The sequence below is a fragment of the Chitinophaga sp. genome, assembly GCF_039596135.1.
Taxonomy (GTDB): domain Bacteria; phylum Bacteroidota; class Bacteroidia; order Chitinophagales; family Chitinophagaceae; genus Chitinophaga.
The window spans coordinates 65080-89501 of record NZ_JBCNKH010000002.1 but is presented as its reverse complement, the minus strand read 5'-3'; the positions used below and the strand labels follow the sequence as shown (position 1 = coordinate 89501).

Sequence of the window (24422 nt, the reverse complement as noted above, 5' to 3'; positions counted from 1 at the left end):
GATTCAAACTCAAACTATTTACAATTATTTTTTAGGAGCCTGGCCCGGGGCCTGCTGTGGTTGTTTTGGTACACCGGAAGTATCGATTGTACCACCATCACGCAAACGCTGGAAACCGTCAGTTACAACCACTTCACCTGATTGAAGACCATCAGTTACAACAATGCGATCTCTCAGTTTTGGACCCAGGTGAATCTTGCGCTGCTCAGCGATAGTATCTTTTGCCACGAATACAAAGAACTCACCCATCTGTTCTACTACAGCTCTGTATGGGATGATCACATTTTCACCACTCTGTGCATTCAACACCTGCAGTACGGCGCTCATACCATCTTTCAGCTCATCTTTTGGATTAGCGAATTCGATACGTACTTTGATAGTAGCAGTCTGGTTGTCTACACCACGGTCAACGGCGAGGATCTTACCTTTTTCTGTATAAGGAATACCACCTGGCAGTGTAAGGCGGAAGGTAGAGTCATCGGGAGTAATCGTCTTACCCTGCATTGCTGAGAAGCGGGGAATATCCGTTTCGCTCACCACAAAATCCACAGCTATCGGGTTTTCGCTGGACATGGTGTTCAGCAGTGTAGATCCCTGGCTGATCTGTGCACCCAGTTTTACCTGGGAGATACCGATACGGCCGGTGAAAGGTGCTTTAATAACGGAGTAATCCAGGTCAGTACGGGCAGAAAGCAGGGCTGCTTCGGCAGCTGCTACCCCTGCACGGCTGGTTTCGAGTGTTGCATCAGCATTGTCCAGTGTCTGACGGGCTATCGCATCCTGCTTAGCCAGTTCGTGATAGCGGTCTGCATCTTTCTGTGCACGTACCAGGGTAGCTTTTGCGCTGGCCAGGTTTGCTTCTGCCTGACGAGCGGCAGCTTCATATTTACGACGATCTATTTCATACAAGGCTTTTCCTTTCTGCACGACCTCCCCTTCTTTAAAAAAGATGCCGGTGATATAACCACTTACCTGCGCACGCAGTTCTACCTGGTTCAGCGCCACCACTGTAGCCGGGTATTTATCGTAATAAATAGCCTGTCCCGTAGTAGCAGCTGTAACATTTACCTTGGTTGGAGGCATTACCATAGCACCTTTTTGTGCCGGCCCTTTACAGGAAGCCAGAAAAAACATACCTGTGGCGCCAATGAGGAGAATGTGTTGCTTTGTTTTCATCTGAAAATATTTGTCCTTTCAATGACTGATTATTACAACCAGCCAGTTTTGTCATTTATTGAATTGATGGTGTTAAAGTACCTAATGCCACTTCCAGGTCTATCTTGCTGGATAATACGGTGTACATAGCATTATAGTAGTTCAGCTCTGCTGAGCGAAGATCTGTCTGGGCAGTGATCACTTCCAGGTAGGTCTTAACCCCTTCCCTGTACTGCAGATCGATCAGGTTATATACCTCTTTGGCCAGTTCCATGTTTTCCCTGAGTACGAAGTACTCATTCAAGTTACTCTTGTAAGAGGCCATTGCCTGTGTATACTGGGTATTGATCTGTTGCTTCAGTGATTCTACGTCCCAGTCAGTACGCTTGATGTTCAGCTCAGCGATCTTGATATTGTGGGTACGTTTGAAACCCTGGAAGATAGGCATAGATACGGTCAGCCCTATCAGCGAGTTAGGATAGTTGTTGTTGTACAACTTCCCGAAATCCTTGTTGAAATAGGCAAAGGTATAGCTACCGGATGCTGATACAGTAGGCAGGTAAGCCCATTTATTGTAGCGCAGTTCTGCTTCCAGCAGTGAACGTTGGGTTTGCAGTAACTGGTACTCTATCCTGTTCTGGTAAGTAACGGTTGTATTGGTATCCAGTTGTACGCTTTGCGCCATCTGGATAGTATCGTATTTCACATCCAGTACAGAGTCAGCCGGGAAGCCCATATATTGTTTCAGCAAAGCGTTCTTCGCTTTCAGCGATTCTTCGCCTGTTTTCTTTTGGGCTTTGGCATTGTTCAGGGAAATGGTCGCTCTCTTGTAGTCGGTTTTGTCTACAATACCGCTCTGGTATTGATTGTAGGCATCCTTAAGGCTACGTTCCAGGCGTACGATATCTTCATCCAGTACTGCCACCTGCGCTTTGGTAAGCAGCATGTCGTAGTAAGCTTTGGCTACATTAGACACCACGTCGATCTGGTTGCTGGTGGTATTTTGTGCAGCTTGCTGGCGCACTACTTTGGCGGTTCTGCTGGCCAGCAATACGTCCCTGTTAAACAGGTTTTGTGTTAAAGTAAAGGCTGCAGAAGAGGTATTTGCCACACCGGTGGTGATGGCAGCACCATTAAAATAAGACGTCTGCAGCTTCAGATAGTGGTTCAGGCCGGCGGCCAGATTCAGCTGGGGATACCAGTCTGCCAGTTTGCTTTTGATGGTATGTTCCGTAATTTCCTGGTCCAGCAGTGTTTGTTTCATCACTGGCTGGTGGGTTAGCGCGTACTGGATGCAATCCTGCAAAGACGCTTTTGGCATGACGGAATCAGATACCTGCTGTGCAGAGGATGAGGTGCTTATAAGCCCTGCTCCCAACATGGCGGTCAGATAAATTACTCTTTTCATAAAAGGTTTTGACAATCAGTTTCTTCTTTAGACCAATCGTAGAACAAAGCAATAATGCCATATGTTCTTTGCTTGCGCAGTATTTAATTAAAGATTTAAATAGAACGAGAACACACGATACCCAGCTTAAGCACAGATCAGTATGTACTAACAATCAAACAGGTAGGTTACAGGTATTGTAGGTGTAAGCTGCGGTTCTGGTCGTATATACGGGCATATACCGGGAAATATCCGCATATTTCCCGAAACAATTTGAAAAATGCTTTGCGAAGATAACTATTCAATTAAAATTTTCTATCTCTATAAATCAACAGATTGTCAATTATTCTGACATCTGCTAAATCGGTTGGGATAGTAACTCAAGGTCTGCTGGTTATAAAATGCACCCCTATTTTATAAATATTCTCTAATCGCAATCGAGATGCGAAGATATGATGGAAATAAAAAAATCCATCACCGCTGATGGATTTTAATAAACTTGATTAATTATTTATTTGGCCGCCCACTGTGGATATGCTTCTCTGCATGGTAGGAAGATCTTACCAATGGTCCTGATTCGACATAATCGAGGCCCATTGCATAGCCGATTTCTCTGTACTCTGCAAACTCATCCGGGTGCACAAAGCGTATTACAGGCAGGTGCTTTGGTGTAGGCTGCAGGTATTGACCCAGGGTCACTACATCACAACCGTTATCATACAGATCCTGCATAGCCTGAATTACTTCTTCTTTGGTTTCACCCAGCCCCAGCATGATACCACTCTTGGTACGCATCCCCCCGTCTTTCAGGCGGCGAATTACTTCAAGGCTTCTATGGTATTTAGCCTGGATACGCACCTGTTTGGTGAGGCGCTCTACAGTTTCCAGGTTGTGAGAAACTATCTCTGGCGCTACATCAATAATACGCTGCAGGTTCTCCCACTGACCCCTGAAGTCAGGAATCAGGGTTTCCATAGTCGTTTCAGGGTTCAGCGCCCTTACTGCCTTGATGGTATTGGCCCATATGATGGAGCCACCATCTTTCAGCTCATCCCTGTCTACAGAGGTGATCACAGCGTGTTTTACCTTCATGAGGAAGATGGCTTCCGCCACACGCTGAGGTTCATCCCAGTCTACTGCTTCTGGCCTGCCAGTGGCTACGGCACAGAATCCGCAGCTACGGGTACAGATATTTCCTAATATCATGAAGGTAGAAGTACCGGCTCCCCAGCACTCACCCATGTTAGGGCAGTTTCCGCTTTCGCAGATGGTATGTAATTTATGGGTATCTACCAGGCTACGAACCTGTTTGTAGTTTTCTCCTATTGGTAATTTGACACGCAACCAGTCAGGTTTTTTGGTCCTGGGGGCAGGTGCAGCATCAGGTGCTGTACTGCAAGGTGTTGCGGTCGTGAGTGTTGGTTCTTGCATCTCTGATCCTTTCTTTAAGATTACAAAAATAGTACTTCTTGAGGGATTCCAATAAAAAACGCTTTTGCCAGGGGCAAAAGCGTTTTTTACATTATTTTTCATTTTTACTTTTTCTTATTCCAGCGCTTACCAAACTGTAAAGCTATATAAGCATTGAAAAAGAACTTCTTAGGATCATTTTCAACCATTATAGGTATATCCTTAGTATAATATTCAGCATTTATACCCACCTCCAGGGCGCTCACCACTTCATTGAATCTGGCCCAGTCAAAACGAAGACCGGTCTTGGCATGTACGCCGGGTGCTACTGTTATCTCTCCCCAACCTTTTCCAAACCCACCACCACCAATTATGGAGTTTCTATCCAGGAATGCCTGGTTATACGTTACGCTTTCGCCATATTTAATGGTTTTTACAGATACGCCGTCATTTGGATCAATTACATTCAGGTAATAAGGTTTCAGCAATCCGATTGAAAGACCTCCATAGTAAAAAGCATTCACCAGTACTCCATTCTTATTAGCTTTGCCGCCTATCAGTCTCTGCTGACCGATACCGATCTTTACCTGGTAAAAGTTATTCTGCTTACCATAGATATAAGGCTTTTCAGAATATACAAATCCATATTGGTCAACTCCCTTGATCGCGCCTGACTTTTTATCTTCTTTTGGATCTTTCTTCTCTGCAAATTCAAACTGGAAAAAGGTCACTTTCGTTCTGCTACTGCGATATCCTTTTTCGAGGAAACCGCTCCAACCGTCGGTATTAAGACGGGCACCTACTGAAAACTCACGCTGGTAAACATTTTCCAGCTCTTCCTGCTGTTTAAACGAGGCAACGGGCTTAGACTTCTTCTGCTCCCTGTGCTGTGCTCCTGACTTTACCGACGAGGTACTGTCCTGTGCCTTCATTCCACCTGCCACTACCAATAAAAGCAAGAATAAGTGTAATTTTTTCACCTGTATAGATTTGTTTTTGTTAAGGGAGTAATATTAAATTATGATTGATCAGCCTCATCACGAATTACAAACAAAAGTATCCTGAGTCTAACTGTATCGCCCACCATTACTAATAAACGTAAGGGGCGTAATATTGGTATACTTATCATTACAAACCTACACGTTTTTTCTTTCATGTGTAAATTTGTTTTATCTCCTCTTCTCTCCTTAAATATAACGCACCCGGAGTAAAATGGTTACAGGGCGATGCCGGTCTTCAGCAGCTTGCACCCTATTGCGCATTGCAAACATCGCTTTTCCTCACAGTAGTGCTGCTTCAGGTGCAGCAATGCCTGTGAATCGGCAGCATCTCCGGCCAGTATACCCACCTTCTTCCAGCCTTCCATCACATTGTTTTCCTCTGCAGGCAATGCTTCCATCATGCCCAATGCCCTTTCCTGGTATTCCGGCAATCCTTTCTCCCTTCCATATAAGTACAACAAGGGTAAAATACTATTAATAATCACATTCCTGGTCACCATAATGCCCGGTCTGCGCATAATCACCGCCGGGGTATCGAACCGGTAATGATCTTTCCAGTAGCCCTCCGGCTGTACAAACAGCACCTCATGAAAATGCTGCAGGTCTTTCATTTCCAGCAGGCGGGCAAAGAGGTCCCTCCCCTGCTGCAACAATACCGCCAGGCTGGCCAGCCTCACCGAAGGAAAGGAAGAAGGCCGCATCCGTAACCATTTCCACTGGTGAGGCAATAAAGACAGCAAGTGGTATTTCCGCTTCAGAAACACATATTCTGCCTGCAGTTCCGATGGATATTCGTCACTGAACGGGCCCTCCAGCATACCCGCCTGCCCGAATAAAAGCGCCTCTAACTGTACAAGATTATGCTTGTTCCGTACCAGCATTGTATACGGCAGCGATTGGGCCAGCTTCAGAAATGCATCCCCATTTACCGGCAATCCATAACTGTGTGCAATAGCCCAGTAACAGCACTCTTCCCAATTATTCCGACTCTTGTTCAACCATTCCTTCATCATATCAGCCCTGCGTTCTAACCGCTCTACCAGCATACGGTCTTTCCAGCTTCGCCAGGTAAGCCGCTCCACTGTTGCCACATTTCCTCCACAAGGCACAAAATGGCCCGAATGCTTCAGCTGTGCATACCTGTGCAACAGCATTTTTGGAATAGCCGACTGCAATTCCAAACAAGGAATACCCTGCGTCGTTGTCTCTTCCAGGTCATGCTCAAACACCACATGCAGCACAACATTCTTATAGCGCGGATCCCGCTGATGATTGTGCCTGTACCAGTCAGAAGTTTTTAAATGCAATTCTACATTTCCAGCCCAGATGGTATCGCCTATCCGCAACCTGGCATTGCTGAAATCCGGTCCATCATTACTATTCAGTACTCCCGGCTGAAGTACCTGTACGGCCTCTCCTTCTATTGTATGCAAATGAGAAATGGTAAACAAACGATGTTGCCAAATATATTGGAACAGCTCCTCTGTGAGGAGCGGGGCTATTTGAACAATGGTCATAAATTCATCTTTACTAATAAAATTAGCATTCCCCCTTCCGGATTCCAAATTTTTCTTTTTTTGGAAATCTGATAGAGTTACCATTAACTTTGCACCCAGTTCTTTATAGATGACTTATCCAGAAAGGCGGAGGGACTTGGCCCTGCGATGCCTTAGCAACCAACCTTGTTTAACAAATGAGGGAAAGGTGCTAATTCCGGCTTCGGTTATTCACATAACCGGAGATAGATAAGTTGGCAGAGATTGACATTTTCATCGTACTTAATAAATACTGAAAAGGCTCTTCCAACTACGGAAGAGCCTTTTTTATTTCGGGTAGTTATCTGTTCTGAACCACCTGTTCATAACCGTATAATTGCTTTGCGTTGAAAATAGCCACACAGTTATTACATAGTATCCCGGTAGATGAATTGACGGGCGCCATCTCCGTCCCTATTTACCAGACTTCTACCTTCGTACAGGAATCACCCGGCATCAACAAAGGGTTCGAATTCTCCCGTGCCAACAACCCTACCCGCAAGGTACTGGAAAACATCATCTGCAGCCTCGAAGAAGGCCATGCAGGTTTTGCCTTTGCCAGTGGCATGGCCGCGATCGATGCAGTAATGAAATTATTGAAATCAGGTGATGAAATCATGGCTGTCGAAGATACTTATGGCGGTATCTTCCAGATGTTCCAGCATATGTTTGAACGCTTTGGCATCAAAGCAAACTTTGTAGATACCAGCAATACCGACAAAGTACTGGCTGCCATCACACCAAATACAAAGATGATCTGGCTGGAATCGCCCACCAATCCTACATTACGCGTATCCGATATCAAATCCATCAGCAAGATTGCCAGGCAGCACAACGTACTGCTGGTAGTAGACAATACCCTGTGTACACCACTGCTACAGCAACCCATTCCAATGGGTGCCGATATCGTGATACACAGTGCCACCAAGTACCTTGCAGGTCATACCGACGTAATCGCGGGACTGGTTGTAGTCAACTCCAAGGCACTGGCCGATCAGTTACGCTTCAATCAAAATATTTCCGGAAGTATACTCAGCCCGTTCGAAGCATGGCTCACGATCAGGGGTATCGAAACCCTGTGCCTGCGCCTCGATAAGCAATGCAGCAATGCAATGGCAGTTGCCAACTGGCTCTCTGCACATCCTGCTGTAGATAAGGTATTCTATCCCGGACTCGCATCTCACAAAAACCACCACATTGCCCGTAAGCAACAAAAGCAATACGGTGCACTCGTGAGCTTCTCTCTCAAAAGTGACAACATCAAAAACGCAATAAGAGTAGTGAACGCCACCCGGCTGTTCAAACTCGCCGAAAGCTTTGGTGGTGTAAAAAGTACGCTGGATCATCCAGCGACCATGACACACCGGAATATTCCGGAAGACCACCGCAAAAAAACAGGTTTACAGGATTCATGCATCCGCCTCTCTGTAGGTATTGAAGATGCAGAAGACCTGATCAATGACCTCAAACAGGCACTGGATAAACTGAACCTGCCTGCAGGTAAACAAATTACAGTTTTACAATAAACGCAAAACCGTTTTGCAACGGACACTGAATGCAGCACTAAGTATTGAACATGGAAAACAAAATTATCAATCTGGGTATTTTCGGATTTGGTTGTGTGGGACAAGGACTTTACGAAGTATTGAACAGAACTAAAGGTATCAATGCGCGTATTAAAAAAATATGTATCAAAGACCCCAATAAGCCACGTCCTATCGACGCCAGCTATTTTACAACAGACAAGAATGATATCTTACAGGACCCTACCATCGATGTAGTAGTGGAACTGATCAATGAAACAGAAGCAGCTTTCGAAATCGTAAGCACCGCGCTGCGTAATGGTAAAGCAGTAGTAAGCGCCAGCAAACGCATGATCGCCGAAAACCTGCCAGCTCTCTACCAGCTACAGGTAGAAAACAAAGTGCCCTTCCTTTATGAGGCATCCAGCTGTGCAAGTATTCCGATTGTACGTAACCTGGAAGAGTACTACGACAACGACCTGCTCAATGCAGTTGAAGGTATCTGTAACGGGTCTACGAATTATATCCTTACCAAAATATTCGAAGAAAACCAGGGCTTTGATGAAGCCCTTAAAAAGGCGCAGGAGCTCGGTTTTGCAGAGACTGATCCTACATTGGACATCGAAGGTTATGATCCTAAATTCAAGATCGTTATCTTACTGCTACATGCCTTTGGTACATTCGTAAAACCAGAAGAAGTATTCAACTTCGGTATTCATCGCCTGAATGATTTCGATATTCAGTTTGCAAAGCAAAGAAATTGTACAGTGAAACTTATTGCTGGCTGCAGAAGAAAGAACGGCAGCGTAAATGCATCGGTATTACCACACCTCATCAAGGAACACAACCTGCTGTATGATGTGTACAACGAGTACAATGGTATCCTGCTCGAAAGCGCATTTACCGACAAGCAGTTCTTTGTAGGTAAAGGTGCTGGTGGCACCGCTACTGGTAGCGCAGTACTATCTGACATCTCTGCACTGACATATAATTACAGATACGAGTATAAGAAGATCAAGCAGGCTAACTCTCCGGCATTTACTAACGATGTGCAGCTAAAGATATATCTGCGTTATCGTACGGCCGACCAGGTACATCTGCCAGACTTCTACAATATCTCTGAAAAATATGAATCCTCTACCTGGCGTTATATAGTTGGGGTGATCAATCTGGAAAAGCTGAAGGAAGCTAAATGGCTGAAGAATCCAGATGTAAACCTGCTGGTATTGGAATAGAAATTGCGTTAATAGGAAGTATCAAAGTATTAACCAACCAAAATGAAACGGCGTCCCTGCTCTGATCAGGGCGCCGTTTATTTCTATAATTTTTCTACAACATTGCTCACAGGCAATCCCATAACGTTGTAAAAACAGCCGTCGATCCTGTCAATGCCTACCGCACCAATCCACTCCTGGATGGCATAAGCACCAGCCTTGTCATAGGGTTTGAAGTTATCCACATAATATGTGATCTGCTCCGTCGTCAATGGTTTGAAGTGCACCGCTGTTTCTTTTGAAAAAGCATCTTCCTCACCGTTGCGACGAATAATCACACCAGTTATCACGCGATGCTCTCTGCCGCTGAGTGCACTCAGTATACGAATCGCATCGTCCCTGTCTTTAGGCTTTCCTATAATGGCATTGTCCAGCACCACCACGGTGTCAGCAGTAATAATAATATCGTCTGCCTGGCACAAAGGCGCTACGGCCAGCGCCTTCTGACGCGCAATATGAACAGGAATATCCTTGATGTGCATATCAGCAGGAAAGGTTTCTGCCGTATCCACAACTTTCACTTCAAAGGGAATTCCTGCCTGCTCCAGCAACTGCTTGCGCCGGGGCGACTGAGAACCCAGTATAACACGTTTGCCCGTATACATCAGAGGAATAATTTAAAAAAGATCATCGACAGGATACCTGACAGCATCACCAGTTTTACCAGGGAGCTCACTTTGTGATAATGCTCCGGCAGGTGTGCTTTTCTCAGTAAAGAGTAAATATAATAACAAGGTACCTGTACAAAAATTAACAGGTAGGCGATCGCGATATACCAACCTATTAGTGCCACCCTTACCTCTACTACTACAATCAGTGCCTGCAATCCCAACAGTAATCCGTAACAGATTTTCTTAGCTGGTTCCACCCCCCATACAATGGGAATAGTGCGGCAACCATCTTTGCTGTCGCCGATTACATCTTCCAGGTCTTTTACAATTTCCCTGACCAGCGAAATCACAAAAGCAAACAATGCATAGATACCAATAATCTGGATCAGCTTTCTGCCTTCCGGAGACATAATGGCTTCAAAGCTTTCATAGATCTGTTTCTCATAAAAGCCAACTACTACGACAGCCAGTGCGGTGAGCAAAGAAATAAGCACATTCCCGATCAGTGCCTGGCGCTTGAAGGAAGTGGAATAAAACCACAACATCAGCGAGCACAATACCTGGGTAAAACCCAGGTAGATCTGGCCAATCTGCCATGCAGCAATAAAACCGATGCTCACCCCGGCCATATTAAAAATGGTGTGCCAGGCCATGGCCCAGCGGCGGTTGATCACCTTATCCAGCACCATTTTGTCAGGCTTATTGATGATATCAATATTAATGTCAAAGTAGTCATTGATAATATACCCGGCAGCAGCAATCAGCACCGTTGATAAACTCAGCAGGCAGAAAGACACCACGGACAGGGAAGGTTCTACACCATTATAATGGAGAATAGGCGCTACTACACAGTATTGAAGTAAATATTGCGTGAGGGCTATATATATAAGGTTTGGATACCGCACCAGTTTGAAAAAAGCTGTCAGTAACTTCATAATCAATTAATTGGAAAACAAATCAGCGGCTGGCTATTTCTTCGTCTATCGTCCAGTGCCCATTGAGTTTCAGCACCTTCTCGATCACTTCTCTTACACAACCATTACCACCATTTACAGGTGAGATATAACGGCATATACCTTTAATTTCAGGTACGGCGTCCGCCGGGCATACCGGCAAACCTACCAGCTGCATAGCACGGTAGTCAGGGATGTCATCTCCCATAAAAATGACCTGCTCCCATTGCAGGTCATTCTCGAACACATAATCCTGCAGCTTTTCCTGTTTATCGGTAATGCCGGTGTAAATATCTTTTATTCCTAATCCCTGGAGCCGGCTTACCACACTTTCAGATCGGCCACCTGATATGATGGCGATACGGTAACCCTTCTTCACGGCCAGCTGCAGAGCATACCCATCTTTAATGTTCATTCTGCGCGATTGCTCTCCATTAGGCAATAATTGCACGGTACCGTCTGTGAGCACGCCATCTACATCAAACACAAAAGTGGTGATGGGCTTAAAAAGAGATAAAACGTTCATTGCGTTTATTAAAATATCGTATTGCGCAAAAGTAGTATAGATTTTTGATGTCAGGCATTATAGAAATCATAAATGCTGTCAGACATCACTTTATAAATCTCCTGCAGGTGTGGCTGGTCCTGCATCAAAGTCCGGTGTTTGGCCATGGTCTCTTCGTCCTTTCTCATAGCAGGACCGGTCTGCACCGTTTCAGGAGCAAACTTTTCAAGCCTTTCAAAGGTTTCCCTGATAATGGGTTGAAGCAGGCCAAAGTCAAGCCCTTTTTGTTCACAAAACTGTTTAGCCCTTACTATCAGGTGATTAGTAAAATTATTACAAAATACCGCACTCAGGTGTAATTGCAGCCTTTGTTCAGAACTAACTACCTCAATCCGGGACGAAATACTCTGCGCAATTGACTGCAATCTGCGCATTACCTCGTCATTGCTGGCCTCCAGCATGAGGGGAATCACAGGGTAATTTTTTACCTCCTTACGGATAGATTGTAAGGGATACATCACCCCTGTATGAGTAGAGATACGCCTGATGGCATCCAGGGGTACAGCCCCTGCCGTGTGCAATACAATCCTTTTGCCCAGGCGAAGCTCATCATTCAGTTCCGGAATAGCTGAGTCGCTCACTGCCAGCAAATAGATATCTGCATCCATATTGATATCCAGGAGGTCGTCAGTAGCAGATGCATGTAAAATCTCTGCCAATACCTGGGCATTTTCTTTTTTACGGCTAATTACCTGTAAAATCTGGTGCCCGTGCATCTTTAATAAAGTACCGAAACAATGCGCAATATTTCCCGCGCCAATAATTACTATGTTCATCGGGTAAAAGTGGTTATTAATATATTATGGTGTACCGGTCAGATAAAAGCAAAATTTGGGCTACCGGGCTCATACAGTTATATGGTACAGCACGTTTCCCTTCCCTCAGCGTTGTTATCCAGCAATTTAACCATTAAACTGTTAAACATTCATTTTTAATGGATTTCCCAAAAATATTACATTTATATTCAATGTTTTAAAAGAGACTGATTTTTTATTCTACCACTTCTTTTATATACTTGCAAAAATCCGGATAGCCCCTTTTTGATCAGTTGGCTATCCTCCGCCAGAGGGAGCACTTAAATTTTGAGGCACTTACTTAAAGCGGTTTATACAATTTAATACGGAATTTTACGTATCTAGTAGCACATAAAGACGGCATTCATGGCAAAAAATCTAGTAATTGTTGAGTCTCCGGCCAAAGCCAAGACGATTGAAAAAATACTGGGCAAGGACTTCGAGGTCATTTCCTGCTTCGGTCACATCCGTGATCTGGAAAAGGATGATATGGGCATTGATATCAACAATAACTTCAAACCTAAGTATATAATCCCCGACGACAAGGAAAAGGTAGTGAAGGATCTGAAGAAGCTGGCCAAGACAACCGACGAGGTTTGGTTAGCAACGGATGAGGACCGCGAGGGAGAAGCCATCAGCTGGCATTTGTGTGAGGTACTGGGATTAGACCCAGAAATTACCAAACGCATTGTATTCCACGAGATTACAAAACCCGCCATTGAAAAAGCCGTGCAACAACCCCGCCTGCTCAATATGAACCTGGTAAATGCGCAACAAGCCAGGCGTATCCTGGATAGGATCGTAGGTTTTGAGCTGTCACCGGTGCTTTGGCGTAAAATGAGTATGCGTAACCATCTTTCCGCAGGTCGTGTTCAATCCGTAGCAGTACGCCTGATAGTAGAAAGGGAAAGAGAAATCAATGGCTTTACTGCTGTGAGCAGCTTTAAAGTGGAGGCTTTCTTCATTGCCAAAGACCTGAACGGTAAGAATATTACCTTCAAGGCCGAGGGACCTACCCGGTTCAAAACTGCAGAAGATGCGGAGAAATTCCTACAGCAATGTGTCGGTGCAGCTTACTCCGTAAAAGATATACAGGTAAAACCCGGCAAGAAATCTCCTGCCGCTCCGTTTACCACTTCCACCCTGCAGCAGGAAGCCAGCCGTAAACTCGGCTACAGCGTGTCTAAAACCATGCTACTGGCACAAAAACTGTATGAAAGTGGTAAAATCACCTACATGCGTACTGACTCAGTCAACCTGTCAGATACCGCACTGGCTGATATCCAGAAAGCAATTACTACCAACTACGGGGAGCGCTACCACCAGCACCGCAAGTTCAAAAACAAGAACGAGTCTGCCCAGGAAGCGCACGAAGCCATCCGCCCCACCTATATGGAGAATGCTTCTATAGACGACAGCGATAGCCGTAAACTGTATGAGCTGATCTGGAAACGTACCATCGCCAGCCAGATGAGCGATGCAGAACTCGAAAAGACAATCGCCAAAATCGATATCTCTACTAACCACGAAGAGCTGACTGCCAGTGGAGAAGTACTGAAATTCGATGGCTTCCTGAAAGTATACATGGAAGGCCGGGATGACGAAGATGTAAGTGAAGACGACGAACAGGATGGTTCCCTGCCACCACTCACACTGAAACAGGTACTGGACCTGAAGGAAATGAAAGCGACCGAACGCTTTACCCGCCCCGCTCCCCGCTACACGGAAGCGAGCCTTGTAAAGAAACTGGAAGAACTGGGCATAGGCCGGCCATCTACCTACGCGCCAACCATTACCACCATCCAGAAGCGTAATTATGTGGAAAAACGTGATAAAGAAGGTGTGAAAAGAGACTTCCGTATATTATTGCTGAAAGCAGACAAACTTACTAAAGTAACAGAATCTGAAAATACCGGTGCCGAAAAGTCCAAACTGTTCCCAACAGACCTGGGCATGATCGTAACCGACTTCCTGAGCCAATACTTCGGAAATGTAATGGACTACGGTTTCACCGCCAAGATCGAAGAAGAGTTTGACGAAGTGGCACATGGTAAGAAGATCTGGAACAAGATGCTGAACGAGTTCTATACACCTTTCCACAAGGATGTGGAAAACACCCTGGAAAATGCGGAAAGGGTGAAAGGGGAAAGACAACTGGGTACCGAAGAGTCTACCGGCAAACCTATCGTAGCCCGCATGGGACGTTATGGCCCTATGGTGCAGATCGGGAAAGCAGAAGATGAGGAAAAACCCCGCTTTGCAAAATTAAAAGCAACACAAAGCATCGAAACCATTACTTTAGAGGAAGCAATGGAGCTGTTCAAACTTCCCCGAAACCTGGGTAAATTTGAAGGCGAAGATGTAACCGTGAACATAGGCCGGTTCGGTCCATATGCAGCACACGATAAGAAATTCTATTCCCTGAAAAAGGAAATGGACCCTTACACAGTGGAACTCGATGAAATCGCTCCCCTAATTGTGGAAAAACGTGCTGCAAAAGATGAACGTACCATCAAAGTATTTGAAAAAGAAAAAATCCAGATACTCAAAGGCCCCTATGGTCCGTATATTAAACAAGGCTTAAGGAACTTTAAGATACCAAAGGAGAAGATCGATACCGCTGCGGATATTACAGTGGAGGAAGCAAAAGCTATCATCGAAGATGTGAAAGCCAACCCTCCTAAGAAGAAAGCACCTCCTAGAAAGAAAAAAGCCGAATAATGTGCTATTATCGGAATGTGCCGGTGTGTATATAAGGTTGTCTTTTTTTAAAAAAGACCCGTCCTATACCATTTGGATGATTCAGGGATTAGCATATTTGCACATCGGCACATTTGATTTGTTATGCACGAGACCAAAGAAATAAATGCTTTGTTCCATCTTCTGGACGATCCGGACCAGGAGGTATATGATACCGTTGCCAGCAAGATATTACTGTTTGGGAAAGAGATCATTCCCAACCTGGAAAACTTGTGGGAAAACACTGTAGATGAATCTATCCAAGAAAGGATCGAGCAACTGATTCACAGGGTCCACTACATGGACCTGCAGATGGCCCTGCAGCAATGGAATAAGGCCGAAGTGCCCGACCTTTTACAGGGAGCCATCCTTGTAGCCCGGTATCAGTTTCCTGATATGCAGGCAAATTCCGTTCTCAACGAAATCGAAAAGATCAAGCGTAATATATGGCTGGAGCTCAATAACTACCTCACCCCCCTGGAGCAGATCAATGTGCTGAACAGCATGATCTACAACTACTTCGGGCTGAAAGGAGAAGAGGTGGCCTATGTGCGGAAAAACCAGTTTTTCATCAACCAGGTGCTGGAATCCAAGAAGGGAAATCCATTGACCAATGGCATTGTTTACCAGAGCCTTTGCGCTATGCTGGACCTGCCCGTGTATGCGGTGAATATCCCAAGACAGTTTATCCTTGCCTATTTTGATAGCTTTTACGATTTTTCTGAGCCCGCCAGTCCGGATGATTACAGGATCCTGTTTTTTATTGACCCCATTCAGGGCCAGATCTATTCCCACCAGGATGTGGAAAACTACCTGAAGCGGATGTCCCTCCCTCCTACACCATCTTATTATATGCCACAGTCAAATACGCGGATTATACAGTTCCTGCTGGAGGAACTGTCCAAGTGTTTCCAGGATGACAAGGATATGTATAAGCAGGAGGAACTGAAGAATTTGATACGCTTATTAAGTGGAGAATAAAACTCTTTAAAATAAAAAAAAGCATCTGTTTTAAAACAGATGCTTTTTTTTATTTTAAATAATCTCAATCTTACTTATTTGCCAACCTGCCCTGTACTTTAGAAGAAGTCAATCCAATCAGATCATTCATCACATTCACTGCTTCATCCAGGTAAATATCCTTCTGTCTGAATTTCAACCAATCTTTATTACGGGCCAGTTTAGATGTATCGTTAGCTATCTTATCCAGGTCTACTTTCAGACTGGTAATATCCAGTTCCTTCACTTTCTCATTTACTGAATCATAGCGCTTCAGCGCATTCGCATTATTCTTCTGCTCAGTCTTATAAGTCTGATAGTTCAGAGAATAACTTTCCTGTGCATCCATCTTCTTCAGGGTAGCGATATTGTCGTTCATCATCCTGAACGCTTCGCTGTTCGCCAGGCGCTTGTCGCTATTCGCTTTCAGCGCAGCCACCGGTACCGGGTCTATCCAGGTGGTGTAATTTGCCTTTGGAATTTCATCCCAGTTCAGGGCATCTTTATCTTTACGCTCAGCTACCTCATAATATGGATCTGGCAATACAATGTCAGAAGAAACACCTTTCAGCTGTGTAGAACCACCATTTGCACGGTAGAACTTCTGCTGTGTAAGCTTGATCGCACCCAGCGGACCTAACTCCCTGTTGGAGTAAAACTCATCCAGGCTGAACATACGCTGTACGGTACCTTTACCATAAGTAGAAGAACTACCTATAATCACCGCACGTTTATAATCCTGCATAGCAGCTGCCATAATTTCGGAAGCCGAAGCGCTGTACTCATTGACCATAATGGCCAGCGGGCCACCATACTGTACACTCTTATCACGATCACGCAGCACCATTGGATCGCCGGTGCGGGATTTTACCTGTACAATAGGGCCATCCGGAATAAACAGACCAGCCATTTGCACTACATCCTGCAGGGAACCACCACCATTGAAGCGGAGATCAAGGATGATACCTTCTACATTTTCAGCTTTCAGCTTCGTAATTTCCTTTGCCACATCTTCGGCACAACGGGCACCGTTTCTGTCCTGGAAGTCTGCATAGAACTCAGGCAGGTAGATGTAACCAATTTTATGTTGACCACCGATAATCGCTGATTTTGCAAATGTTTCGTCCAGTACAATCTCATCACGTACAATAGAAACATCTTTGACAGTACCGTCTACACTCTTCACTGTCAGCTTCACTACTGTACCTTTTTCACCCCTGATCACTTTTACAGCATCTTCTACAGCATAACCGGTAATGTCCAGCGGCTCCTTGTCACCCTGTGCTACTTTCAGGATTACATCGTTTGCTTTCAGGTTACCTTCTTTCCAGCTTGGGCTACCTGTTACGATGCTCACGATCTTGATTTTACCATCTTCTTCACGCAGCTGTGCTCCGATACCGAAGAACTTACCTGCCATCTGCTCTTCAAACGCTCTCTTCTCATCAGGCGGGAAGAAGTCAGTATGCGGATCCATTGTAGAGGTAATGCTGTTTACATAAGTGCTGAAGCGCTCGTTATCGTCCTGCCTGTTTTTCAAACGGTCGAAGTAGCGGTCGTATACCTGTTTCACCTTCGCGCGGGCATCGGCTTCCAGCTGGGCATCAGTTTTCACTTTTGCTGTATCTTTCTTATCCTGCTTGTCGCGGGCTTCTACCAGTTCGGAGTATTTTTCCAGGGTACGATATTTCAGCACCTTGCGCCATGCTTCTTTACGGGCTGCCTCATCCACAGGGTAGTCTACCTTATCAGGATCCAGGATCACCTTTTCTTCTTTTGAGAAATCGAAAGGCTTAGCCAGGATTTCAGGATAAAGCGCTGCTGCCTCAGCAACACGTTTTTTGATCAGGTCATTGACTGCATTGAAACAATCCAGGGGTTCACCCATCAGTTCATTATCAATATGAGTAGATAATGGTTTGAGGTTTTCGATATCACTCTTCAGGAAGAATTTCTTTTCACTGTCAAGGTTCTTGAGGAACTTTTCAAAGACATCCTTTGAAAATTTATCGTCTATAGCCTTCGGCTGATAGTGCCCATCCTTTAATATTTGCCCTACCAGACCAATGATTACTTCATTTTTGCCAGGGGGGTCTTCTTTACGCAGTTTGCTGAAAGCCAATACTCCCATCGAGATGGTAATCAGCACTACTGGTATAATCACTTTCATTCTTCTCATAGAAAATCCTAATTGAACGTCATCAAATATAGCATAAAATTGCCCATTGTGCTAGAATGGCAGTTTTCTTTTAACAAAAGATTGAGAAACAGGGTAATGTAGCATAGGCGCTAGCTATACAGTATTGGCAGCCACATTCACTACGGTTGTTTGCTACTAAAACCAGACCAATGTCTTATAAAAATACGGTTCCTGGTCGGATTTAACGATACCGCTTATCAGTTTAAATGGAACCGGTTGTAAAATCGTCAGGTAGGTATTTCTTCAAATTATATATTTTTGCGGTGGTTTAAAAACTGATTACGTGGATAATCCGGCTAACGCTAATAGTAAGAACGACCCATACGCTTCGCTTCGTCTTCCTGAATTCAACTACTACTTAATTATTCGGTTTGCGCTTGTCTTTGCACTTACAATGCAGTTTATTGTCATAGAGTGGAAGGTGAACCTGCTCTCCAACCATGATCCCTTTGCCCTTGGCCTCATAGGCCTTGCCGAGGTTATCCCGGCAGTGCTCCTGGCGCCTTTTGCAGGCCATATTGTGGATAAAAGAGAGAAAAGGGGTATCCTGCTCAAATGCGTATTCGCCTACATCATTATTGGTACAGGGCTTTTCTTCCTCACGTGGGATAAAGCGGTGGAAGGGTTTGATACCCACCAGGTACTGATGTCTATTTATGGACTGGTATTTTGCGGTGGCATTGTACGTGCCTTTGTCAGCCCGGCCAATTTCTCCCTGCAAGGTTTGATCGTGCCCCGTACATTATATGCCAATGCTTCTACCTGGGCCAGCAGCGCCTGGCAGATAGGCAGTATGGCTGGCCCTGCACTGGGTGGACTGCTGGTATATGCCATAGGTGTACACTGGTCCATGCTGCTGGTGGTGTCGATTTTCCTGCTGCCCCTGTTCAGCCTGATCATGATCAAACCAAAGCCGGTACACTATTCAGCCAAGGGCGAAACCTTCCTGGATGGATTGACCAAAGGGATGCGCTTTGTGTGGAATACAAAGGTAGTTTTGAATGCCATGGCCCTGGATATGTTCGCAGTATTGTTTGGTGGCGCGGTAGCCATGCTGCCTGTATTTGCCTCGGATGTACTGCATGCAGGCGCGCTGGAATTTGGTTTGCTCCGTTCCGCAGTGGCGGTAGGTTCACTGATGACCATGTTTGTACTGGCTTACAAACCACTGGTACATAAACCAGGAATCAAGTTGCTGGCGGCAGTATTCGGTTTCGGGATCTGTATCATCATATTCGGGTTGTCCAAAAACTTCTATCTATCTTTCATTGCATTGCTACTGAGTGGTACGCTGGATGCCGTCAGCGTAATCATCCGTCAAACGATTCTGCAATTGAAAACCCCTGATGAAATGAGGGGCCGTGTAGCTGCAGTGAGCTCTATGTTCGTAGGTTCTTCCAATGAGCTGGGAGCTTTTGAAAGCGGCTTTATGGCCAGGATGATGGGATTGGTGCCCTCTGTTGTGTTTGGTGGATGTGTGACACTGGGAGTAGTCATTACAACTTATATCATTTCACCGGCCATGCGGAAGCTGGACCTGAAGGCATAAACAAATTTATTTCACTACATCCCGCAACTTCTCTAACACATAGAATACGGCGGGGCAAATCGTACTGTTCAGGTAAGTGGTATTAGGCCGCTTCACAAACTCGTAGCTATCCGTGTAGGGATAGTTCTCACAATCTCCCGGCCTTGCATCATAGATGCTGCAATAATTGTCTGTACCCAAAAACGGGCAGGGACTGCTTTTCACCACATAATCCCCATCTTCGTCCAGTCGCAGGTAAGTTTCAATAAACACAGATTCCCGCATGCCCAGGTATTTCGAAATACGCTTGATATCAGGAGTTTTAAACCTTGGGCTGATTGACTTACAGCAACCTGCACATTGCAGACAATCAATATGGCTGAAAGCCTCCTCATGCAGGTCAGGCAATAGTTTCTCTACGCCCCTGCCCTTCTTCGTCTGTAGCTTCTGCAGAAACTGTTTATTGACTTTTTGCTGCTCAGTTGCCCGCTGCTTCCAGTTATTTAGTGATGCATCCATTTGCTGCAAAGGTAATACTCTCCTTCATACGACAATCATGTGACAATTCCGGGAAATATTCAACCCCAATTATCACCACAATTTCCACAAGCCCCCAGCAGGTTTGGCTATTGCTAAAAAACAAAATACCTTTGCACATTCTTATTATCATACCTGCTTTCACATCATGAATCTTTTTGATATACAACAAAATGAGTTTGTAGGTCGGCACATCGGACCTAACGAGACAGAGACCAACCACATGTTGGAAACCATCGGTGTATCTTCGCTGGAAGCATTAATCAGCAAGACCGTACCTGGCGCAATCCGCATGAACCACCCGCTGGCAGTACCTGCAGCAATGAGTGAAAGTGAATACCTCAGCCATCTCAAAGAAGTATCACTCAGGAACGAAGTATTTCGTACCTACATCGGTCAGGGATATTACGATACCATCACACCCAGTGTGATCCTGCGCAACATCTTCGAGAATCCAGGATGGTATACACAGTATACTCCTTACCAGGCAGAGATTTCCCAGGGTCGCCTGGAAAGCTTACTGAACTTCCAGACTATGGTCAGTGACCTCACCGGTCTGCCTATTGCCAATGCATCCCTGCTGGATGAGGCAACAGCTGCTGCCGAAGCCATGAGCATGTTCTTCAGCACACTGAACAAGGACCACGACAACCTGGCCCGTCCTAAATTCTTCGTGGACGAAAATGTGTTCGCACAAACAAAAGATGTAATCACCACCCGTGCTACTCCGCTGAACATCCAGGTAGTAACCGGCGACTATAAAACTACTGCTATCGATGAAACCTTCTTTGGTGCATTGGTACAGTATCCAAACAGTGTAGGTGCTGTAGAAGACTACCAGGACTTTGTACAGAAAGTACATGCAGCTGGTGCTTACGTAGCTATGGCGACCGATCTGCTGGCACTCACTATCCTTACCTCTCCTGGTGAACTGGGTGCAGATGCAGCACTGGGTTCTGCACAGCGCTTTGGTGTACCATTAGGTTTTGGTGGTCCACACGCGGCTTTCTTTGCAGTAAAAGATGAGTTCAAACGCGCTATCCCAGGCCGTATCATTGGTGTGAGCGTAGATGCACAGGGCAACCGCGCATTGCGTATGGCGCTGCAAACCCGCGAGCAACACATCAAACGTGAAAAAGCAACTTCCAATATCTGTACTGCACAGGCATTGCTGGCCAACATGGCTGCTATGTATGCCGTATACCACGGCCCTGCCGGTCTGAAAAATATCGCTACCCGCGTAGCTATCCTCGCTAATGCACTGGGTACTGCCCTGCAAAAGAAAGGATATACACTCGCTGCTGACAGCTACTTTGATACCCTCGAAGTATCTGTAAAAGCAGTAACTGATATCAGGGCAAAAGCGGAAGGTGCTGGTATTAACTTCTTCTATCCTGGTGCTGACAAGGTGATCATCTCTCTCGATGAAACCACTACCATCCGGGATGTGAACGATATCCTCTCCATCTTCGACGCAGGCAGCCTGCCTGCTGACAGGAACAGCCTGACCGCTACCGCTGTACCTGCAGCACTGGTACGTACTTCAGAATACCTCACTCACCCAGTATTTAACAGTCATCACAGCGAGTCTCAGATGATGCGTTATATCAAGCTGCTGGAAAATAAAGATCTTTCTCTCAATACTTCCATGATCTCTCTGGGTAGCTGTACCATGAAGCTGAATGCTGCGACAGAGATGATTCCTCTGAGCTGGTCTCACTGGAGCAGGATCCACCCATTTGCGCCAAAAGCACAGACAGGTGGTTACCAGCAGATTGTAGATGAACTGGGCGAATACCTCTGCAAAATCACTGCTTTTGACGCCTGCAGCCTGCAGCCAAACAGTGGTGCACAGGGTGAATACACTGGTCTTCTCGTGATCCGCAAATATCATGAAAGCAGAAATGAAGGACACCGTAATATAATGCTGATCCCTATCTCCGCTCACGGTACCAACCCTGCATCTGCAGTAATGGCTGGCTTTAAAGTGGTAGTAGTAAAGGCACTGGAAAATGGGTACATCGATGTAACTGACCTGAAAGCCAAAGCAGCACAGTATGCTGATAACCTGGCAGGTATCATGATCACCTACCCTTCTACCTACGGTATCTATGAAGAGAGCGTAAAAGACATTTGCAACACCGTACACGAATATGGTGGTCAGGTATATATGGATGGCGCCAACATGAACGCACAGGTAGGTTTGACCGCTCCTGGCCTCATCGGTGCCGACGTTTGTCACCTGAACCTGCACAAAACATTTGCAATTCCTCACGGCGGTGGTGGTCCTGGCATGGGTCCAATCTGCGTGGCTAAACACCTCGCTCCTTACCTGCCTGGTCACGTTAGCCTGACTGACAAGAAAACCGCAAATGCAGTATCTGCAGCACCTTATGGCTCTGCAAGCATCCTGCTCATCTCTTATGCGTACATTCGTCTTTTGGGTGCAGAGGGACTGAAGAAAGCATCTGAAAATGCTATTCTGAATGCTAACTACATGAAAGCCCGCCTGGAAAAAACATACGAAATCCTTTACAGTGGCAGCAATGGCACCTGTGCACACGAGTTCATCGTAGACCTCCGTCCATTCAAAGCAACAGCCGGTGTGGAAGCAGAAGATGTGGCAAAACGCCTGATGGACTACGGTTTTCACGCACCAACCCTCAGCTTCCCAGTACCAGGTACAATCATGATCGAACCTACTGAGAGTGAGGACAAAGCCGAACTGGATCGCTTCTGCGATGCACTGCTGGCCATCCGCGCAGAAATCAGCGCTGTGGAAACAGGCAAAGCTGACAAAGCAAACAACGCATTGAAAAATGCACCTCATACCCAGTTCGTGATCACTGCCGAAGAGTGGAACCGTCCTTACGGCCGCCAACAGGCAGCTTACCCGCTGGAATATGTAAAACTCAATAAGTTCTGGCCTTCTGTAAGCCGGGTAAACAATACTCATGGCGACAGAAACCTGATATGTACCTGCGAGCCCGTAAGCGCCTACGCAGAAGCAGAAGCGTAAGAAAAAAATTAACGTATACGCAAACGGCTAAAAGCGAATGCTTTTAGCCGTTTTTTTATTTACAAATGAGAAAAATCTAATATTTTTTTATTCACACGCATACTAAAAGTGCTTTTTGATCGTATTAAGACTTACTTATATTTAGAAAAATTTTACATATATTAGAAATAAGAAAAACCCTTATCTATGCAGGATTACTCTTTTATGACCATCGAGGAGATTTTCCTCCTTCAGGATGCGTTGAAAAAGAACAAAAGGCAAATCATTAAATTCGTGTTGATTGGCCTCTCTTTAGTGCTCATCGCAGCCTACGTACCTCAATTCTTTCTCAAAAGAAGGTATTCCGAAGAAGAAATCGACGCCACCATGTTCAGCTACAGGAATACCTGGTTTTGGGTATGGTTGCTTTCCTTTGTACTCGTACTCATCTTCGCGCTGATAAAGGTGACTGATGTCCGGTACTTTACGATCAAGAAAGACCTGACATTCCTTCAGAAAGGACAGATCAAAGTTCCACTGGAACATGTATACCAGGGTAACAATGATATGCAGACCAGCTTTATCGTAAAACAGGAAGGCGTAAGAAAGAGAAAAAGACTCTTTTACTGGATGCGCGGCCGGCTGGACGATTATAAATCAGGACAGGAAGTAGAGATAGTATACGGTCGTTATTCCCGCATCATTCTCGCCATCAGCAAAGCCTGATCATCCATAAAAAAAACAACCATATCAACTGCATGTAGCTATTTATTTTTACAATATGCAACCGGGGCAACAGGTATACTGTCTGCCCCGGTTTTTTTATACCTTTGGACGCACTTAGATTCAATGCCTTATGAATATTGAACAGTTTCGTGATTTTTGCCTCGCCCTACCGGGTGTCACCGAAGAGTTTCCATTTGGTGAAGAGACACTTGTGTACAAGGTAATGGGAAAAATGTTTACATTAACCAGTCTCGATAGCTTTGAAAGCATCAATCTCAAATGTGATCCTGAAATTGCAGTAGAGCTGCGGGAGCGCTACGATGGCGTCTCGCCCGGGTATCATATGAACAAGAAACACTGGAATACGGTCGATGTACACGCTGGTATTTCGGATAAGCTAATCTACCAGTGGATCAGGGATTCATATGACCTTGTAGTAGAATCATTACCAAAGAAGACAAAAGAACAACTGAAAAATATATAATGC

At 45.3% G+C, this 24422-nt stretch carries 19 protein-coding genes and 1 riboswitch; of the genes, 8 read left to right on the top strand and 11 right to left on the bottom strand.

Annotated elements, in window-relative coordinates:
• Positions 1-24: 24 nt before the first annotated feature.
• From ABDW16_RS02340 to ABDW16_RS02320, 5 genes are all read right to left on the bottom strand, one after another.
• A complete protein-coding gene (locus ABDW16_RS02340) occupies positions 25-1176 on the bottom strand; it encodes an efflux RND transporter periplasmic adaptor subunit (RefSeq protein WP_343667507.1) in 1152 nt (383 codons plus the stop codon).
• A gap of 55 nt (positions 1177-1231) precedes the next feature.
• On the bottom strand, positions 1232-2563 hold the full coding sequence (locus tag ABDW16_RS02335; protein ID WP_343667506.1) for a TolC family protein: 1332 nt from the start codon (positions 2561-2563) through the stop codon (positions 1232-1234).
• Between the two features lie 486 nt (positions 2564-3049).
• The gene (gene lipA, locus ABDW16_RS02330; protein WP_343667505.1) at positions 3050-3973 is read right to left on the bottom strand and encodes a lipoyl synthase; all 924 of its coding nucleotides are present in this window, start codon (positions 3971-3973) and stop codon (positions 3050-3052) included.
• Positions 3974-4077: 104 nt separating this feature from the next.
• Positions 4078-4932 carry a hypothetical protein gene (locus ABDW16_RS02325; RefSeq protein WP_343667504.1) on the bottom strand — a complete coding sequence of 285 codons (855 nt, stop codon included), beginning with the start codon at positions 4930-4932 and terminating at the stop codon, positions 4078-4080.
• A 236-nt stretch (positions 4933-5168) separates the two neighbouring features.
• Complete coding sequence (locus ABDW16_RS02320) at positions 5169-6470, bottom strand: DUF2851 family protein (protein ID WP_343667503.1); 1302 nt, start codon at positions 6468-6470, stop codon at positions 5169-5171.
• 111 nt (positions 6471-6581) lie between these two features.
• Positions 6582-6705, top strand: a riboswitch (SAM riboswitch).
• Between the two features lie 130 nt (positions 6706-6835).
• Here ABDW16_RS02320 and ABDW16_RS02315 point away from each other — a divergent pair.
• Together ABDW16_RS02315 and ABDW16_RS02310 are read left to right on the top strand one after the other, a co-directional pair.
• The gene (locus ABDW16_RS02315) at positions 6836-8014 is read left to right on the top strand and encodes a PLP-dependent aspartate aminotransferase family protein (protein ID WP_343667502.1); all 1179 of its coding nucleotides are present in this window, start codon (positions 6836-6838) and stop codon (positions 8012-8014) included.
• 50 nt (positions 8015-8064) lie between these two features.
• Entirely contained in the window at positions 8065-9246 is a 1182-nt protein-coding gene (locus tag ABDW16_RS02310) for a homoserine dehydrogenase (RefSeq protein ID WP_343667501.1), read from the top strand.
• Between the two features lie 83 nt (positions 9247-9329).
• Here the strand turns inward: ABDW16_RS02310 and ABDW16_RS02305 are convergent, their stop codons facing one another.
• From ABDW16_RS02305 to ABDW16_RS02290, 4 genes are read right to left on the bottom strand one after another with little or no spacing between them, the layout of a single operon-like run.
• Positions 9330-9890: a Maf family protein gene (locus tag ABDW16_RS02305; protein WP_343667500.1), complete on the bottom strand. Its 561-nt coding sequence runs from the start codon at positions 9888-9890 to the stop codon at positions 9330-9332.
• Positions 9890-10831 (bottom strand): geranylgeranylglycerol-phosphate geranylgeranyltransferase, encoded by a 942-nt coding sequence (locus ABDW16_RS02300; RefSeq protein WP_343667499.1) that lies wholly within the window; start codon positions 10829-10831, stop codon positions 9890-9892. Before ABDW16_RS02300 ends, ABDW16_RS02305 begins: the two co-directional genes overlap by 1 nt.
• 22 nt (positions 10832-10853) lie before the next feature.
• Positions 10854-11375 (bottom strand): HAD-IIIA family hydrolase, encoded by a 522-nt coding sequence (locus tag ABDW16_RS02295; RefSeq protein ID WP_343667498.1) that lies wholly within the window; start codon positions 11373-11375, stop codon positions 10854-10856.
• Between the two features lie 50 nt (positions 11376-11425).
• Complete coding sequence (locus ABDW16_RS02290; protein WP_343667497.1) at positions 11426-12190, bottom strand: DUF2520 domain-containing protein; 765 nt, start codon at positions 12188-12190, stop codon at positions 11426-11428.
• 384 nt (positions 12191-12574) lie between these two features.
• Here ABDW16_RS02290 and topA point away from each other — a divergent pair, with 384 nt between their 5' ends.
• Both topA and ABDW16_RS02280 read left to right on the top strand, forming a co-directional pair.
• On the top strand, positions 12575-14929 hold the full coding sequence (topA, locus tag ABDW16_RS02285; protein ID WP_343667496.1) for a type I DNA topoisomerase: 2355 nt from the start codon (positions 12575-12577) through the stop codon (positions 14927-14929).
• Positions 14930-15052: 123 nt separating this feature from the next.
• Positions 15053-15928: a transglutaminase-like domain-containing protein gene (locus tag ABDW16_RS02280; RefSeq protein ID WP_343667495.1), complete on the top strand. Its 876-nt coding sequence runs from the start codon at positions 15053-15055 to the stop codon at positions 15926-15928.
• A gap of 70 nt (positions 15929-15998) precedes the next feature.
• Here ABDW16_RS02280 and ABDW16_RS02275 read toward each other — a convergent pair whose 3' ends face one another.
• A complete protein-coding gene (locus ABDW16_RS02275; RefSeq protein ID WP_343667494.1) occupies positions 15999-18125 on the bottom strand; it encodes a carboxy terminal-processing peptidase in 2127 nt (708 codons plus the stop codon).
• A gap of 304 nt (positions 18126-18429) precedes the next feature.
• On the opposite strand from ABDW16_RS02275, the gene ABDW16_RS02270 reads away from it, so the two are divergent.
• A complete protein-coding gene (locus ABDW16_RS02270; RefSeq protein ID WP_343667493.1) occupies positions 18430-19695 on the top strand; it encodes an MFS transporter in 1266 nt (421 codons plus the stop codon).
• A gap of 6 nt (positions 19696-19701) precedes the next feature.
• Here ABDW16_RS02270 and ABDW16_RS02265 read toward each other — a convergent pair whose 3' ends face one another.
• On the bottom strand, positions 19702-20193 hold the full coding sequence (locus tag ABDW16_RS02265) for a YkgJ family cysteine cluster protein (protein WP_343667492.1): 492 nt from the start codon (positions 20191-20193) through the stop codon (positions 19702-19704).
• Between the two features lie 166 nt (positions 20194-20359).
• On the opposite strand from ABDW16_RS02265, the gene gcvP reads away from it, so the two are divergent.
• The 3 genes from gcvP (at position 20360) to ABDW16_RS02250 (ending at position 24419) form a co-directional block, all read left to right on the top strand.
• Complete coding sequence (gene gcvP, locus ABDW16_RS02260) at positions 20360-23230, top strand: aminomethyl-transferring glycine dehydrogenase (RefSeq protein ID WP_343667491.1); 2871 nt, start codon at positions 20360-20362, stop codon at positions 23228-23230.
• A gap of 186 nt (positions 23231-23416) precedes the next feature.
• On the top strand, positions 23417-23935 hold the full coding sequence (locus ABDW16_RS02255; RefSeq protein ID WP_343667490.1) for a hypothetical protein: 519 nt from the start codon (positions 23417-23419) through the stop codon (positions 23933-23935).
• 130 nt (positions 23936-24065) lie between these two features.
• Entirely contained in the window at positions 24066-24419 is a 354-nt protein-coding gene (locus tag ABDW16_RS02250) for an MmcQ/YjbR family DNA-binding protein (protein ID WP_343667489.1), read from the top strand.
• Positions 24420-24422 lie beyond the last annotated feature (3 nt).

What these genes read in the sequence shown, in the direction of transcription:
- ABDW16_RS02340 (WP_343667507.1), bottom strand. Translation starts at nt 1,176, where the DNA reads ATGAAAACAAAGCAACACATTCTCCTCATTGGCGCCACAGGTATGTTT.
- ABDW16_RS02335 (WP_343667506.1), bottom strand. Translation starts at nt 2,563, where the DNA reads ATGAAAAGAGTAATTTATCTGACCGCCATGTTGGGAGCAGGGCTTATA.
- lipA (WP_343667505.1), bottom strand. Translation starts at nt 3,973, where the DNA reads ATGCAAGAACCAACACTCACGACCGCAACACCTTGCAGTACAGCACCT.
- ABDW16_RS02320 (WP_343667503.1), bottom strand. Translation starts at nt 6,470, where the DNA reads ATGACCATTGTTCAAATAGCCCCGCTCCTCACAGAGGAGCTGTTCCAA.
- ABDW16_RS02310 (WP_343667501.1), top strand. Translation starts at nt 8,065, where the DNA reads ATGGAAAACAAAATTATCAATCTGGGTATTTTCGGATTTGGTTGTGTG.
- ABDW16_RS02305 (WP_343667500.1), bottom strand. Translation starts at nt 9,890, where the DNA reads ATGTATACGGGCAAACGTGTTATACTGGGTTCTCAGTCGCCCCGGCGC.
- ABDW16_RS02300 (WP_343667499.1), bottom strand. Translation starts at nt 10,831, where the DNA reads ATGAAGTTACTGACAGCTTTTTTCAAACTGGTGCGGTATCCAAACCTT.
- ABDW16_RS02295 (WP_343667498.1), bottom strand. Translation starts at nt 11,375, where the DNA reads ATGAACGTTTTATCTCTTTTTAAGCCCATCACCACTTTTGTGTTTGAT.
- ABDW16_RS02290 (WP_343667497.1), bottom strand. Translation starts at nt 12,190, where the DNA reads ATGAACATAGTAATTATTGGCGCGGGAAATATTGCGCATTGTTTCGGT.
- topA (WP_343667496.1), top strand. Translation starts at nt 12,575, where the DNA reads ATGGCAAAAAATCTAGTAATTGTTGAGTCTCCGGCCAAAGCCAAGACG.
- ABDW16_RS02280 (WP_343667495.1), top strand. Translation starts at nt 15,053, where the DNA reads ATGCACGAGACCAAAGAAATAAATGCTTTGTTCCATCTTCTGGACGAT.
- ABDW16_RS02275 (WP_343667494.1), bottom strand. Translation starts at nt 18,125, where the DNA reads ATGAGAAGAATGAAAGTGATTATACCAGTAGTGCTGATTACCATCTCG.
- ABDW16_RS02265 (WP_343667492.1), bottom strand. Translation starts at nt 20,193, where the DNA reads ATGGATGCATCACTAAATAACTGGAAGCAGCGGGCAACTGAGCAGCAA.
- gcvP (WP_343667491.1), top strand. Translation starts at nt 20,360, where the DNA reads ATGAATCTTTTTGATATACAACAAAATGAGTTTGTAGGTCGGCACATC.
- ABDW16_RS02255 (WP_343667490.1), top strand. Translation starts at nt 23,417, where the DNA reads ATGCAGGATTACTCTTTTATGACCATCGAGGAGATTTTCCTCCTTCAG.
- ABDW16_RS02250 (WP_343667489.1), top strand. Translation starts at nt 24,066, where the DNA reads ATGAATATTGAACAGTTTCGTGATTTTTGCCTCGCCCTACCGGGTGTC.